Source organism: Ruegeria aquimaris, from assembly GCF_025751555.1.
GTDB lineage: Bacteria > Pseudomonadota > Alphaproteobacteria > Rhodobacterales > Rhodobacteraceae > Ruegeria_B > Ruegeria_B aquimaris.
On record NZ_JAOWLB010000016.1, the window covers coordinates 41,120 to 56,049 of the forward strand.

7 protein-coding genes are annotated in these 14,930 nt (G+C 65.7%); 5 read left to right on the forward strand and 2 right to left on the reverse strand.

Annotation, left to right across the window (positions count from 1 at the left end; genetic code table 11):
- The first annotated feature begins 15 nt into the window (after nt 1-15).
- Entirely contained in the window at nt 16-1,554 is a 1,539-nt protein-coding gene (locus OE747_RS18265) for an FAD-binding oxidoreductase (protein ID WP_263829978.1), read from the forward strand.
- Between the two features lie 6 nt (nt 1,555-1,560).
- The gene (locus OE747_RS18270; RefSeq protein WP_263829979.1) at nt 1,561-4,584 is read left to right on the forward strand and encodes an adenylate/guanylate cyclase domain-containing protein; all 3,024 of its coding nucleotides are present in this window, start codon (nt 1,561-1,563) and stop codon (nt 4,582-4,584) included.
- Here the strand turns inward: OE747_RS18270 and OE747_RS18275 are convergent.
- Nucleotides 4,579-5,295, reverse strand: a complete 717-nt coding sequence (locus tag OE747_RS18275; protein ID WP_263829980.1) for a Crp/Fnr family transcriptional regulator — start codon at nt 5,293-5,295, stop codon at nt 4,579-4,581. The two genes, OE747_RS18270 and OE747_RS18275, sit on opposite strands and share 6 nt — an antisense overlap.
- A 261-nt stretch (nt 5,296-5,556) precedes the next feature.
- Here OE747_RS18275 and OE747_RS18280 point away from each other — a divergent pair, with 261 nt between their 5' ends.
- The 3 genes from OE747_RS18280 to OE747_RS18290 are packed head-to-tail and all read left to right on the forward strand — an operon-like array spanning nt 5,557 to nt 13,606.
- Nucleotides 5,557-8,319: a S8 family serine peptidase gene (locus OE747_RS18280; RefSeq protein WP_263829981.1), complete on the forward strand. Its 2,763-nt coding sequence runs from the start codon at nt 5,557-5,559 to the stop codon at nt 8,317-8,319.
- 2 nt (nt 8,320-8,321) lie between these two features.
- Nucleotides 8,322-10,343 carry a trypsin-like serine peptidase gene (locus OE747_RS18285; protein ID WP_263829982.1) on the forward strand — a complete coding sequence of 674 codons (2,022 nt, stop codon included), beginning with the start codon at nt 8,322-8,324 and terminating at the stop codon, nt 10,341-10,343.
- Nucleotides 10,343-13,606 carry a hypothetical protein gene (locus tag OE747_RS18290; RefSeq protein ID WP_263829983.1) on the forward strand — a complete coding sequence of 1,088 codons (3,264 nt, stop codon included), beginning with the start codon at nt 10,343-10,345 and terminating at the stop codon, nt 13,604-13,606. Before OE747_RS18285 ends, OE747_RS18290 begins: the two co-directional genes overlap by 1 nt.
- Here OE747_RS18290 and hisD read toward each other — a convergent pair.
- The gene (gene hisD, locus OE747_RS18295; RefSeq protein ID WP_263829984.1) at nt 13,603-14,904 is read right to left on the reverse strand and encodes a histidinol dehydrogenase; all 1,302 of its coding nucleotides are present in this window, start codon (nt 14,902-14,904) and stop codon (nt 13,603-13,605) included. The genes OE747_RS18290 and hisD overlap by 4 nt on opposite strands.
- Nucleotides 14,905-14,930 lie beyond the last annotated feature (26 nt).

Here is a 14,930-nt window from a genome sequence, read left to right on the forward strand (position 1 = left end):
CGCAAAAGATCGGTTATGTGGGCAGCCCGGAGAGAAGCGGAGGGGTCCACGCAGGGACTTCCCGCCAAATATGCCGAAGAGCTGCAAAGGAACATCCTGGGGACGGTCGTCCTGCCGGGGGATCCCGAGTACAACGCGGACCGGATGCTGTCGAACCCCCGGTTCTCGGCCTGTCCCGAAGTCATCGTCTATTGCGAGGTCGAAGCGGATGTCGCCGAATGCCTGCGCGTGGCGCGGGCCCTCTTGATGGCGGTTGTGGTCCGGTCGGGCGGCCACAGCACGGCGGGGTTTTCATCGCAAAACGGCTTTCTGATCGACGTCAGCCGGATGAACGATGTCTGTATCACACCCGAGGCGCTGCGCGCCTGGGTCGGTCCCGGTACGAATTTCGGCAAGTTCAACGCCAAGCTTCAGACCTATGACCTTCACACGCCCGGCGGGGCATGTCCCGATGTCTGCGTCGGCGGCTACATGCAGGGTGGCGGCTACGGGTTTACCGCGCGCATCTTCGGGATGAATTGCGACCAGGTCGAAGAGATCCGCGTGATGCTGACCGACGGGCGCATCGTGCATGCCAGCGCAGACCTGAACCCGGATCTGTTCTGGGCGGTCCGGGGCGGCACCGGCAGCAATTTCGGCGTTCTGCTCGCGGTCAAGTACCGCCTCTATCGTGGGTCGAATTTCTCTGGATTCTCCGTGCGTTGGTCGATGCAGACGGATGACGGCACCGCCAAGGCGGCGCAGTCCCTGGCCTGGTTGCAAGAGAATTTCATGCGCACCGGTGCGCCCGATACGCTGGGGTATCAGATGATCTGGGCGTTTGAGGGCCCGACCGGTCAGCCCAAGGAACCGGTGCTGCTGATGCGCGGCGTCTATCGCGGCAGCCGCGAGGACCTGCAAGCGGTTCTGAGCCCGGTTCTGGACTTGCCGGGCGCGACCTTGCAGGCGCTCTACGATCCGCAGCCCTATGTCGATCTCAATCGCATCCTGCTGAGCGAACCTTATGAGGTGCCCGAGTTCCCGGCAGACATGACGCCGATGCCGCCGCCCGAGGCCAAGATCAGCCGTTATGTCGCCAAACCGGTCTCCGCCGATGGCTGGAAACAGCTGCTGGACTATTTCCGCTCGTCGCCCAGCCCCTATACCATCGCCGCGATGGAGATCTATGGTGGGGCAATTGCCCGCATGCCGGTCAGGGGCAACGCGTTCCTTCACCGGGATGTGTATTGCGATCTGTTCTTCGATGTCTTCTGGCTGACCGAGCAGGAGGAAGAGCAGATGATGCAGTTCATCAAGGGATGGGAAGAGACCTTTGCCCCGCACTGGACCGGTCAGAGCTATCAGAACTATCCAAGCCCGGATAATCCGGGGTTTGCCGAGCAGTATTGGGGCGACAACTATTGGTTGTTGCGGCTGATCAAGGGTAAATACGATCCCCTTAACCTGCTGCGCTTTCCGCAAAGCATCGCGCCGCTCGAATGGCACCCGCCCGGCCCCGGGTTTCCCCCCGGTTTCAAAGGTTTCGAGGATCCGATTCAGGCGGCCGCCGGGTAAGTGTAAATGAATGACGGTTACCGGGATATCGGCTCTGTCGCCTCCTTCCTGGATCAGATGGGACTCGGCTCATATAGGGAACAGTTCGAGAGCGCCGATATCGACCTTGAGGTCCTTGACCATCTGACGGACCAGGATCTGGCCGATCTCGGGGTGAAATCGCTTGGTCACCGGCGCAAGATTCTGGCCCGGATCGCCGAGCAGAAGACGAGCCGGACCGCCGTCACCCCGCATGCGGGCGACGAGGGCGAGCGGATTTACCTGACCGTGGTGTTCTGCGATCTTGTCGGCTCCACCGGCCTGGCCCATGACCTGGGAGAGGAGCGCTTTACCGACCTGCTGGCCGGGTTCTATCACGCGGTCGATACCGCCGTGGACCGCTATGGCGGGCATGTCGCGCAGTATCACGGCGACGGTGTGCTGATCTATTTCGGTTATCCCGATGCACTGGAGGACGCCGCCCTGCGCGGCGTCCTTGCCGCGCGCGAGGCGATCGACCAGGTCAACCAGCTGTCGACTCCGACTGGCGACATGCTTCAGGTCCGTGTCGGCGTTGCCTCGGGTCCCGTGGTAGTCGGAGACCGCCAGCTCAGCCAGTATGAACGCGGTGGCCGGGCCTATGGAGCCGTGGTGAACACCGCCGCCCGGCTCCAGGCCGAGGCGCAACCGGGCAAGGTTGTCATTGCCGATACGACGGCGGCGCTGGTCAAGCAGCATTTCAACCTGCGCTTTCTCGGTCTGCGGCATCTGAAAGGGATCGAAGAGCCCGCGCCGCTCTACGAAGTTGGCGCGGAACGGTCGCCCTATATCAACGCGGCGCTGCTGTCGCAGCCCGAGCGGGTTCCCTTTGTCAACCGCCGGGCCGAGCTGGCAAGGCTGTCGGCCTGTTGGAACGCCGTTGGAATGGGGGCATTCAACCTGGTCACGGTGGCGGGCGAACACGGGATCGGAAAATCGCGGCTGGTCAGCGAGTTCCTGGCGAACCTGCGGCGCGAGGGGCATCAGGTGCGCCATGTGACCTGCCCGGCGCATGGCCGGGACAAGCCGTTCGAGGTGTTCCGGCTGTTGCTGACACAGGAAAACACGCCCGCCGCCGACCTGCTATGCACCGAGCTGGACGGCATACCGACGGCAACCCGGGCCGAGCGCCGCCAGCGCCGTACCCGGGTGATCGGGGCGATGGCCGATTATTTTGGCGCCTCGGTCTCGGGGTCGCATGCGCTCTGGATCGACGATCTGCAATGGGCCGATCCGTCAACGCTCGAAGTCCTGTTGGCGCTGGCCGCGCTGCGGCCCCCGGGTTTGCTTCTGATCGCGTCCGCGCGCAACGCCTTGCCCGACCAGCGGTTGATGAGGATTGATGGCGCGGTGCCGATCTCGCTGGGTCTGCTGTCGCCGGAACACACCAACAGCATCGTGCGCAGCGTGCTGGCCGGGGCCGACGGGAGCGAGGCGCTGGTCGCGCCGCTGGTCGCCCGCGCCGAGGGCGTGCCGGTGTTCGCCGAGGAACTGGCGCTGGAAATGCGGGCGCGGCTGACGGCCGCCGACAGCTCGGCCACCGACAACCTGCCGGACCTGTCCGTCCCCTCCAGCCTGCAACAAAGCCTGCATGCGCGCATCCGCAGGCTTGCCACAGCGCGCCCCTTGCTCAGACTGATCGCCAGCATCGGACGCGAAGCCTCGGTCGCGCTCTTGCGCGACCTCTGGCCCGGACCGGGGCGTTTCGAAGACGCGCTTGACGAACTGGTGGCCTCCGGCCTGGCCGAATTACGCCTGTCGCGCGACAGCAGCCCCGACAAGCGCCTGGTCCTGCGGCACCAGCTCCTCCAGGATTGCGCCTATGACATTATTCTCACCCGCGACCGCGAACGGATCCATGCGGCCATCGCCGACGCGCTTGGCCGCCAGCGCGAGAGCGGCCTGACGGTCGAGCCGACGCTGCTGGCCGATCAGCTGGAACGGGCCGGCCGGTTGCGTCCCGCGGCCGAGCTGTGGGCCGAAGCGGGGCGCAACGCGGCGGCGCAATCGGCGGATGCCGAGGCGGTGGCTCTGTTCCGTCATGCCCTGTCGCTGTTGCCGCGCATGGCGCAGGCCGAGGGCGACTGGATCGACCATTTCGAAGCTGACACGCTATTGGCCATGTATCCCGCCCTGATCGGTGCCAAGGGCTATCGCGCCGCTGGCGAGGATGTGCTGGGCCGGATCAATGCGCTGATCGAGCGCACCGGCGGCAGCCAGCGGGTGTTCTCGGCCATGTTCTTTCGCTGGATCGATTACAGCGTGCAGGGCGATATCGACGCAAGTTACGAGTTCGCCTCGGGCCTGGCCGAGATCGCCGAGGCCGACCCCAGCGGCCTGCATGCGCTGGTTCTCGACCGTATGCTGGGATCCAGCCTGATGTTCCGGGGCGAGTTCGAGGCCGCCCGGGTCCATCTCGACCGCTTTCTGAACACTTACGATCCGGCGCGGCACGCCGAACCGATGCGGCTGTTCGGCGCGACCGACAATCATGCCACCGTCTTGTGTTGCGTCGCCGCCATCAACGCGTTCACCGCGCCACAAGCACGCACGCGCCAGGCCATCGACCGGGCCATCGCGGCAGCGCTCCAGACCGAACTGACCCACACCCTGTGCCATACCCTGACCTTTGGCGCGGCTTTCCCCTCGGCGGTGTCCGGCGACTGGCCCGCCTTCCGCGCGTACTCGGCCCGGCTGGCGCGGCTGGCCAAGGAAAAGGATCTGGGCTTCTGGGTTGTCTACGCGCGCATGCTGACGGGGATCGGCAGGATATCCGAGGGCAATGTCGAACAGGGCCAGGAAGATTTCGAACAGGCCCTGACGGTTCTGACCAACCAGGGGTTTCTGTTTCTCAACCCGACATTCCGCACCATCCACGCCATGGCCGAAGAGGCCACCGGTCTACCGGCGCCGACCGCGGATCTGAGCATTCTGGAACAGGATGTGCGCGCCGGCGAGCGCTGGATGCTGCCGCTCTGCCAGCGGCTTCAGCGTGGGTGGGGGGGCTCATAAGCCTTCGAACAGCCGGTCGATATCCAGAATCTCCAACCGGCGGCGGCCGGTTTCGATCACGCCGGTGGCCGCCAGCCGCGCCATCACCCGGCTGACCGCTTCGCGTGTGGCGCCGATATAGTTGGCGATCACGTCATGGGTCGGGCAGGGGTCCAGCACGCCGCCGGGCTTGAGCTGGTGCTCGATCTGCGCCTGTTGCAGCAGAAAGGCGCGCACCCGTTTGTCGACATCATGCACCACCAGCCCGAACACCCGTTCGGTCAGGGCCCGGTTCCGCTCGGCCAGGTCGATGGCGAGGTTGCGCGCCAGCCGCGGCACCTCGGCCATCCAGGCCAGCAGCCTGTCCGCCGACATCCGCCCCAGTACCGTGGGTTCCGCCGCTGAAATCGTCAGCGACCGGGGGCGATTGTCCAGCGCGGCCAACTCGCCGAAATAGCGGCCGGCGGTGATCTCGGTGAACGCCACTTCCTTGCCATTGGGCGACAACAGCAGGCCGACAAGACGACCGGAGAGCACGACATACATCTCGGTCGAGGTTTCGCCCTGCTCGACCACGGTCTGCCCGGTGTTCACGGTCATCGAGTCGAGATCATCGGCGAACCGTCGCAGATCCTGCGGCTCAAGACCGGCCAGCAGGGATACTTTGGAAAGAACCGTCTCGACCTGAATTGCCGGTTTTCTGTTTGATGGTCGCACGGTCCGATATCCCATTCCGTTATGTGCCGATATATAGCGCCAAGCGATCAAGTTATTGACGAATATTATCAACTTCTCTGGTTGCCAAGTCCCTGTCGGGGCAAAACCAGGAAGCGAAAGGGGCAAAATGAAGCCGAAATTTGCAATGTATGGTTTTCTCCGGGGCATGATTTGCCCGCCATGGGGGAAGGTAAACCTTCATTTTTCGACCATTTGGTGATAGGCTCGGGCAATATTTGAGAGTGTTTTTTTGATCTGGAATTGGAGGAGCTTGCAATGTTGGACCTGTTCAAGGCCGCCAGCCGGGTGGCGGTGCCGACCGGGCGTGACAATCTGCCAACAGATATCCTGTCGTTCACGCTGGAGTATCCGGCACCGGTATCGCCCGAGGGCGCGCGCGCCGCGATCGCGGGGTTGCTTGGCGGCGATGGGTTCGATCTCTTCCGCGCGACCCAGGCCGATGACGACCTGCTGGTTCTGCAATTTCCCGGGGTGCCGATCGAGCAGTCGCCGGGCTATCTGTTTGCCCAGGCGGATGAGCTCAGGGAGGCGCTTGGGCTGGTGTCGGTCACGCCCGACATTTCGCCGCCCTTCGCGGATGTCGAAAGCGTCGCGCCCGCCATCGAGAACGTTGGCGATGTGGTCTGGGACCTGTGCCGCGCCCATACCGCGCCGCTGCCTGATCCGGATTGGGCGCTGAAGCTGATCAGGGCCGACCGTGCGATGGCCCGGTTCGGCGTTTCCGGTGCCGGGCAACGGATCGGTCAGCCCGATACCGGCGTGGCGGCGCATCGCGAGCTGGATCAGGGCGTGGACAAGGCGCGCGGCTACAACTTTGTCGAGGGCACCCCCGACCCGACCGACCCCCTGTCGCCGCAGATGGGCTCGCCCGGCCACGGCACCGGAACCGCCTCGCTGGTGGTCAGTCGGCGTGCGCATCATGTAACCGGCAGCGCGCCGGGGGCAACGCTGGTGCCGTTCCGCACCAATAACGCGGTGATCATCGGCGCCTGGGTGCCGGTGGCGCGGGCGCTCGACCGGGCGCGGGATCAGGGCTGCCGCGTGGTGACCATGAGCCTCGGCAGCGGCTTTGGTCCCCGCGTGATGCGGCGCGCGGTGGCGCGGGCCGTTTCCGCCGATCTGATCGTGCTGGCGGCCGCCGGGAACTGTGTGCGCTTCGTCACCTATCCCGCCTTCGACCGCAACGTGATTGCCGTTGCAGGCGTCGATCACGCGGGTAACCGCTGGCGCGGCTCGTGCCGGGGACCCGAGGTCGATGTCGCGGCCCCGGCCGAAAACCTGCATGTCGCCCGCCGCCGCCCCGGCGAGACCGACCTGGCCGATGTGAACACAGGCGGTCAGGGCACCTCTTTTTCCGTCGCCCTGACGGCGGGCGTTGCGGCGCTGTGGCTTGAACGGTACGGCTGGGACCCGTTGCGGCAAGAGGCGCATCGCAGGGGCCTGCCGCTGCAAGAGCTGTTTCGGGCGGCGCTGCGCCAGACCGCGCGATGCCCGGCAGGCTGGGACACCGACCTGATGGGCGCGGGCATCGTCGATGCCGAGGCGCTTCTGGCGCTTGATCCGCAGGATATCGTGACCGGCCCGGTGCCCGAGGCCGCTGGCCCCGCGCTCAGCCTCTTTGGGCCCGATCTGGACGCCGGAGGGCTTCAGGCCGAGGCCGATTTCGTCGCCTTCGATTGGCGGCTGCGGGCCGAACCCGAGGCCTCGATAACCCTGGAAAACGCGATGCGCGAGCAACCCTCGCCTGCCCTGTCAGCCCTGCTCGGCGATCGCGCGCCCATTGGCGCGCCGGGTCTCGTGCTGGCTCCCGCTGCCCCGCCCGCACCGCTGGACCGGGCCGTGCGGCGTGTGGCGGTTGGTCGCTCAGGTACAACCGAAAGCGCCTCTGACATCAGCTATGAGGCCTCGGTCGAGCGGTTGCGCGGCGAGGGGCTGGATACGGTGATGGAAACCGTGACCGAGCTGTTCCAGCTCAGGGCCGAGGCGGCGCCGGATCTGGTCGACACCACGATGCAGGCCGAGGCGGCCGACCGGATCAGGCAGGCGGTTCAGTCGCATCTCGACCCGGACCGCGAGGTTCATATTTCGGCGGGAGAGATCGGTTACGCGCTGGAGGCGCTGGTGCAACTCACTGGCCGCCCCGCGATCCGGGTTCAGGCGGACGGGTCCGAACTGTTCGACCCGATGCTGGGCACCTGGAAAGCCGACCTGTTGACCGCGGTCAGCCGCTGGCAGCCGCTGGTGCGCGCGGTGGGTCGGATAGATGCGCAGAACGCCCAAGGGACATGGGTGCATGTCGGCACCGGCTTCCTTCTGTCCGACGGGCTGGTGATGACCAACCGCCACGTGATCGACGCCTTTGCCGAACCGATCCCCTCGACCGACGGCTCGCGCCCGTTCCATCTGCGGTTCCCGGTCTCGATCATCTTCGACCCCGAGGCGCAGGACGACGACACCCGGTTCACTCTGACCGAAGTGGCGACCGCAGGCGCCGCGCGCATCGGGCGCACGGTCAACATGTCCCGGCTCGACATGGCGCTTATGCGCATCGACCCCGACAATGGCCGTGCCCCGCCGCCCGAGCCGATTGCCCGCGGTCTGATCTCGACCACCGATCCCGCCCTGACCAAGATCCTGGTCGCCGGATACCCGGCCGAACCGCGCAGCGTCCGTGGTCCCGATCCGCGACAGGACAAGGACAACTATCTTGCCTTCTGGGCGCGCCTGGGCGAGCTATATGGCGACAAGTACGGGGTGAAATACATCAGCCCCGGCCTGATCGAGGCGCGTCCGGGCGTACTTGCCAGCGACCCGCGCGGCTGGGCCTTCAGCCATGATGCAACCACGCTGCCCGGCAATTCGGGCTCGGCCATCCTGTCGCTGCACAGCCCCGGCCAGCTCTGCGGCCTGCATTTTGGCGGGCAATCGCTGGAAACCAACCTGGCGCATGATATCCAGACCGTGCTGAATATGGGCGATGGCGCCTTTTCGACCGGTATGATCGACGGGAACGGATAACGATGCACGAGGAATGGACCGAAGAACGCCTGATCGCGTCCATCCACGGGGTCGTCAGGGACCTGCGCTTTGCCAGACCGCGGTTGCGAGCGTGGTACGACAACTGGCTCAGGGCGCGGCGCCTGCCCGGCGCGCCGCAGAACTTTGCCCATGCCATGGTGGTGACCGGGCAGGGCAGGGGTCTTGACCCGGCCGATGACGGCACGGCGCTGTGCCTGGCGCTGGTGGCGCTTGGCGGGCCACAACCCGTTGCCGACTGTTTCGCCGGCGCCGTTGCCGCCGGTCTCTTCGAGGCGGAGGCAACCGAAACCCGGGACCAGCATCGCCGCAGGCTGGCGCACGCCATGGCCGCCGCCCTGGGCCGCGACCCCGAACACCGCGTTTTGCAGCGCGCCGAGACCAACCCGGAATTGCAGGCCTTTGTGCCGGAAAACGGCTTCTGGACCGATCCCGGAGATCTCCAGCCAGCGATCATCCTGGGCCGCCGCCGCCTGTGCCGGATCGACACGATCAATGCGGCGGGCAAGCAGACCAACGGCACCGGGTTTCTGGTCGGCCCGTCGACGGTCCTGACGAATTTCCACGTAGTCAAGCACGTCTGGGAGGTGCTCGATCAACCGGAGCTGATCTCGGTCCGGTTCGATTTTTCGGCGACCACTGGTTTGCGCGATGCCGATCAGCCCCGCTACCCTGCCGCGAAAACCGGCTGGAAGGTTGCCCATAGCGGCCTGGCGGACTGGATCGAGGACGACGACTACTGGTGGGACGACCCCGCCAAACGCCTGGCTTGGCTGGGCCGGGTCGGGGATACGCTGGATTACGCCATCATTCGGCTGGACGGGGCGCCGGGGTTACAGCGGGGATGGTTCGCATTGGATCAGGTGGAAGAGACCGCGCCCGACGGCGTCTGGATCATGCACCACCCCGGGACCGAGGGGCAAACCCTGACCGGGGGCCGGGCGGTCCACACCTTCCCGATGAAGAGCCGCATCTTTCATTTGGCCACAACCGCCCACGGGTCGTCGGGCGGTCTGGTGCTGAACCAGAGCGGCACCCCGATCGGGCTGCACTATCTGGGAGACGAGGCGGGCGCCGATCGTTCGGAACCTTTCCACCAGCACCCCACGATGAATGTCGCAATCACGCTCAAGGCGATCTCGGACGATCTGAGGCAAAAGAACGCCCTGTCGCAACTGACCAGCACGACCGACCTCAACCTGATTGCCGGGTGCATCGGCGGCGGGCAGCCGGTTTTTGGCCGACAGGAGTATTTCAGGGTTCTGCGCGACCTCTGGAACGGCAGCAAGCGGGTGCTGCGGGTCCATGTCAATCCGTTCGATACGCCGATCACCCGCCCGGGCAAGAGCTTCTCCTTCTCCATCCTGCAACATTTCTTTGCCGCGCCCGAAAACCACTACATCCTGTTCCGGGCAGGCGACATTCAGGTCGATGCCTACCGGCTGGCCTGCGATACGCTGGCAACCTTCGCGCCCAACGCGGAAGAGATCCTGCCAAAGGCGCTGGATACCACCACACCGGCCTATGTCCGGCGGCTGGTGTCCAAGTTCATGCAGCAGGTCAATGCGCGGCTGAGCGACAAGACCGTGTGGATCGTTCTCGACGATCTGGACAAGCACGATCTGTCCGATGCCTCGGGGCGCGAGTTTCTGGGAACCCTTTATGACCAGATCGGGCAGCAGCAGAACCTCAGACTGGTGCTGGTGGGGCTGCGCGAGCATGTCCAGATCAACGGACTCGACCCGACCCTGGTGGTGCATTCCGCGATCAATGCGCAGTCGCTGGAAAACCCCTCGGTCATCTTTCGCGAATGGCTGAACGAGCGCGGCGCGCGCGACACCGCGCTGGACGAGGACGGGTTGAAATTCCTGGCCGATATCGCCGGAGCATATGCGGGCACCGAGGCGCCGCTGGAACGGCTATCGCAATTCGTGACGGATTACGTCGCCGGTGCCGCCAACCGGCTGTTTGGCAGTATCGACACAGAAACGGCGGAGGATCCCTGATGCAAAGGGCGCTTGTTGATCTGGCAAGAGAGGTGGCCGCGGTCAGCGGCTGTTTCGCCCCCGACGATCTCTGCCGGGCCGTTGGCCTGCAACACCCGTCGGAAACCCGGCGCGACTTTCTGGGACAGATCTCGCGCGACATTGGCGAAGTGACCAGCCCGGCTCCGGGCGCGGCGCGGCGGTACGGCTGGATTCTCAGCCCGGACCAGCGCCGCTCGACCCTGCGTCAGTTCCTGACGCAAACCCAGCTTGACCAGGTTCTCGAACACGCGCCGACGCCTTGGCAAGACGATCTCTTCGGGCAGGCGCTGCACCGCCTGCTGGCTGGCGACGAGGTCGCGATCACCCGCCCGCGCACCACCGACGACGACGATAGTCTGCTGCGTCATCTGCGCCGGAACGCCGCTCTGCTCGATGCGGTGCAGTTCGTGCGCGTTGTTCCGATGCTGGACACGAAAGCCATGGAAGACCTTGAAACCGAGGTGAAACGGCAGATTCAGGACATTCAGAAACGCCGCGACCTGGCCAACGGCCAGCCCACCCGCCATTTCGGCTATCGCAATGTCCGCAGGCGCCTGTCGAACTTTCTGCGCGGCAAGACCGTGGATACCCGACCGGTGCTGCTGACCGGGACGGGGGGCATCGGCAAGTCGGCGCTGGTGGCCCGACTGTTGCAGGACTGGCAAACGCGACAGGACGCGCCGATCACGGTCATTCTGGATTTCGACCGCCCGCAACTGAAGTCCGGATCGCCGATCCAGATCGCGCGCGAAATCCTCAATCAGCTGGCCACCGGCGTGCGCCGCGCCATCGAACCCGCCGCCGAGGCCGAGGCGATGTCCCGCACATTGCGCGACCTGCGCAGCCGCCTGCTGACCACCGATACATTCGGCGACCTGCGCGATCACGTCAGCCAGGCCGCCGCGCTGGAAACCATGTTCCCCGAGTGGTTCCAGGGCGATTGGGCGGCCAAGCTGCGCGATTATCCCATCGCGCTGGCGCTGGACAGTTTTGAGGCGGTTGACCGTCAGGGCGGCCAGGTGGTGATCCAGATCCTGAATGTCGAGCTTTGGCTGCGCGCCCATCTCGCCGGGTTGCGCACCGTTCTGTCCGGCCGTGCCGCGCCCCTGTCGGGCGAAGAGCTGAACCGGCGGTTCGGCCCCGCCTCGCGGCGCATCGAACTGGAGGGTCTGTCGCTGGAAGCGGGGGCAAAGCTGCTCGAACAAAAGGACAATTCCCTGTCCACCAAGGCAGCACCCCCGGTGTTGACCGATCCGGCCCTGCGGCTTCAGGTCAGCGAATTGCTCGATGGTCACCCATTGGCCTTGCAGATCTTCGTGAGTTACGCGCGTGGCCATCAGGGGGATATCGACGGGCTTGTGGACAGCCTCAAGCAGGACGAGGGGTTCCGCGCGGAATTTGCCCACCGGTTCCTGTACGAACGGATTCTCGAGCGCATCGACGACCCCGAGATGCGCAAGCTCGCCCATCCCGGCCTTGTCCTCAGGCAGATCAACGACGATCTGATCCGTTTCGTGCTGGCGGGGCCGTGTCTGGGCCTGCCCGACGGAACGTTGCCCAGCGAAGAGCAGGCCGCAAGGCTGGGCCAAAAGCTGAAAGACGAATACTGGCTGGTCGATGAGGACGAACCGCCCTTTGCCCTGCGTCACCGGGCCGATGTCCGGCGCATGATGGTGGCGGGTCTCTTTGCCGGGCCGCGCGCCGGTGACACGCCCCAAGACCGCGCCCGCAAGACCGAACTGCGCCGCGATGCGCTGGCGGTCTGCGCTGCCGCGCGCGACTATTTCCTGAACGGGCCGCCCCGCGAGGCCGGGGCGGAACCCATGGAGCGTTGGGCGGCGCTGGACGAAGCGTTGCGCGAGGTGCAGGCGCTGCACTACTCGGCCTTTGTCGCGCCCGAAGACCCTCCCGCCTTCGACGCGGCCACCGCCCGCGCGCTGGACCTGTCCCTGGGCGAGGATCTGGAAACGCTGCCGCCCGCCTGGCGGGCGCGGGTCAAGATCCATCTCGACCGCGTCCTGACACGCGAAGAGGCCGCGCATGTGCCCGAAGACCTGAGGGAAAAAGCCGAGGCGCAGGAGTTTACCGCCGCCGTCCAACATGGGTTGAGCGCGGCGGAAGAAGAGTTCAGCACTGTCAGCGCGGCCAGCAGGAAACGCGCCGCGCGCGGGCCCAAGGTCGAGGCCCATGAAGACCGCTACCGCGCCGAAGGCGCCGACTGGCGCTCGGCCTCGCGCCTGTCGCGCGACATCCAGCGCACCTTTGCCGCCGCCCGGTTCGATGAGGTGGCCGAGCTGGGCGCGAAATATATCGAGGCCCTGGGCGACCAGTCTCTCGAAGAGGCCGAGGCGGACAATGCCGAAGCGCTGACACGCGGGTTCTGGCGGCAATCGCTGTGGCAATGCCTGCTGGTTGCGGGGACAAATATTGACAGATCGGACATGGCCATCTCCGCCCGAAACTTCGTGGGATCATTCGACGGGTATCAGTCGTTGGTCATGGCGATCCACAATTTTTCCGCTGATCTGACTCTTGGCGAAATGGCTTTTGACTACCTTCGGACGGCGAGCTTCCGATCCTATGTCGATTCCTACCGCCTGTCCGAAAGCCCGCTTGACGACTGGTTGGGGCGCAACTCTTCCTTGGCCTCTCTAACCGGAGAACCCGGCAGCGGGTCCGCCGCCGCACCTCGTTCACCGCGCGCCCTGGCTCTGGCGGCGGGCCGGATCGGCGCGGAGGAGGAGTTCGCATCGCTCTTCGAAGCCGCACCCGACCTGGCCGGCCGGATCGAGAAATTCTGGGCGCAGGGAGCTGTGGGTCTGTCGGAAATCGCCGCCCTCTACCGGCAGTTTGGAGAAGATGAGGACATCGTCAAACTGCTGCAAAGCGAACGGCTCCCCCACTCGGATACCGCCTTTCGCATGTTCCGGGGGCTCAATCCGGATCTCTACCCACCCTTGCGCCACATTCTTGACGACCAGGAGGGCGAAATCACCGTCCGCCTTGCCCAAGCGCTCTCTGAGCGCGCCCGCCACTGGCCGCGCGAATTGCGCCCCGAGGTGGTGCATGGTTATACCGGGCGGCAATCCTCGAACCTGATCGAAGCGGCGGATCAATGTGGCGAGCTTGGGACGCTTTGTGCCTTCCTCGCCGAATTCGACCCGCGCGCCGCGACCGTGCACGAAATGTACGACCGCCTGTCGGACTGGTTCTTTCCCTTTGCGCGGGAATTGCAGGCCTAGCCGTTCAGGCGATCCAGCCGCGCCAGAACCGACAGGCCATGCGCCTCCAGGCTTTCGGACCGGGCGAGCCGCGCCGCCGCCGGGCCGATGGCGCGCAGCGCCTCGGGCGTCATCTTGGACAGGGTGGTGCGCTTGAGGAAATCCATCACGTTCAGGCCGGACGAGAACCGTGCCGAGCGCGCGGTAGGCAGCACATGGTTCGGCCCGCCGACATAATCGCCGATGGCCTCGGGCGTATACTGGCCCAGGAAAATCGCCCCGGCATGCACCGTCTTTTGCGACAGAGCCTCGGGATCGGCAACGCAAAGCTCCAGATGCTCGGGCGCGATCCGGTTGGACAGCGCCGCCGCCTCGTCCAGATCACGCACCGTGATCACCGCGCCAAAATCGCGCCAGCTGACCCCGGCGATGGCGCGCCGCTCCAGCGTTTCCAGCCGCTTCTCGACGGCGGCCACCACCGCACGGCCAAAGCCCGCGTCATCGGTGATCAGGATCGACTGGGCGCTTTCGTCGTGTTCGGCCTGGCTCAGCAGGTCCAGCGCGATCCAGTCGGGATCATTGTTCTTGTCGGCGATCACCAGAATCTCGGACGGGCCCGCGATCATGTCGATGCCGACCTTGCCGAACACCCGCCGTTTTGCGGCGGCGACAAAGGCATTGCCGGGCCCGGTGATCTTGTCGACCGGTGCGATGGACCGGGTACCATAGGCAAAGGCCGCAATCGCCTGCGCGCCGCCCACGCGATAGATCTCGTCCACCCCCGACAGATGCGCCGCCAACAGAACCAGCGGATTGACTTGCCCGTCGGGCGTAGGCACCGCGATGGCCAGACGCCCGACTCCCGCGACCTTGGCCGGGATCGCATTCATCAGAACCGAGGACGGGTAAGAGGCCAGCCCGCCCGGCACATAAAGCCCGGCCGCCGAGACCGCCGACCAGCGCCAGCCAAGGGTTGCACCCGCCTCATCGGTCCATTCTTCGTCCCGTGGCATCTGGCGCGCGTGATAGGCGTGGATACGCGCCGCCGCCAGCTCCAGCGCCGCGCGATCCTCGGATGAGACCCGCGCTATGGCCTCGGCAATCTCGTCGGGAGAGAAGCGCAGGGTCTCGGGCGTCAGCGCGATCCGGTCGAACCTTTCGGTCAGCTCGATCACCGCCGCATCGCCGCGCGCCCGCACATCGGCGATGATCCCGGCCACCACATTGTCCACATCCGGGCTGTCTTCGCGCTTGGCCGACAACAGCGCGGCAAAGGCCGCGTCGAAATCCGGGTCGGTGGTGTCAAGAATTTGCGGCATGAGCGGTTCCTCGGGCAGTTGAGCCA

Coding starts and splice junctions, on each gene's coding strand:
- hisD (WP_263829984.1), bottom strand. CDS start 14,904: ATGCCGCAAATTCTTGACACCACCGACCCGGATTTCGACGCGGCCTTT.
- OE747_RS18270 (WP_263829979.1), top strand. CDS start 1,561: ATGAATGACGGTTACCGGGATATCGGCTCTGTCGCCTCCTTCCTGGAT.
- OE747_RS18280 (WP_263829981.1), top strand. CDS start 5,557: ATGTTGGACCTGTTCAAGGCCGCCAGCCGGGTGGCGGTGCCGACCGGG.
- OE747_RS18290 (WP_263829983.1), top strand. CDS start 10,343: ATGCAAAGGGCGCTTGTTGATCTGGCAAGAGAGGTGGCCGCGGTCAGC.
- OE747_RS18275 (WP_263829980.1), bottom strand. CDS start 5,295: ATGGGATATCGGACCGTGCGACCATCAAACAGAAAACCGGCAATTCAG.
- OE747_RS18265 (WP_263829978.1), top strand. CDS start 16: ATGTGGGCAGCCCGGAGAGAAGCGGAGGGGTCCACGCAGGGACTTCCC.
- OE747_RS18285 (WP_263829982.1), top strand. CDS start 8,322: ATGCACGAGGAATGGACCGAAGAACGCCTGATCGCGTCCATCCACGGG.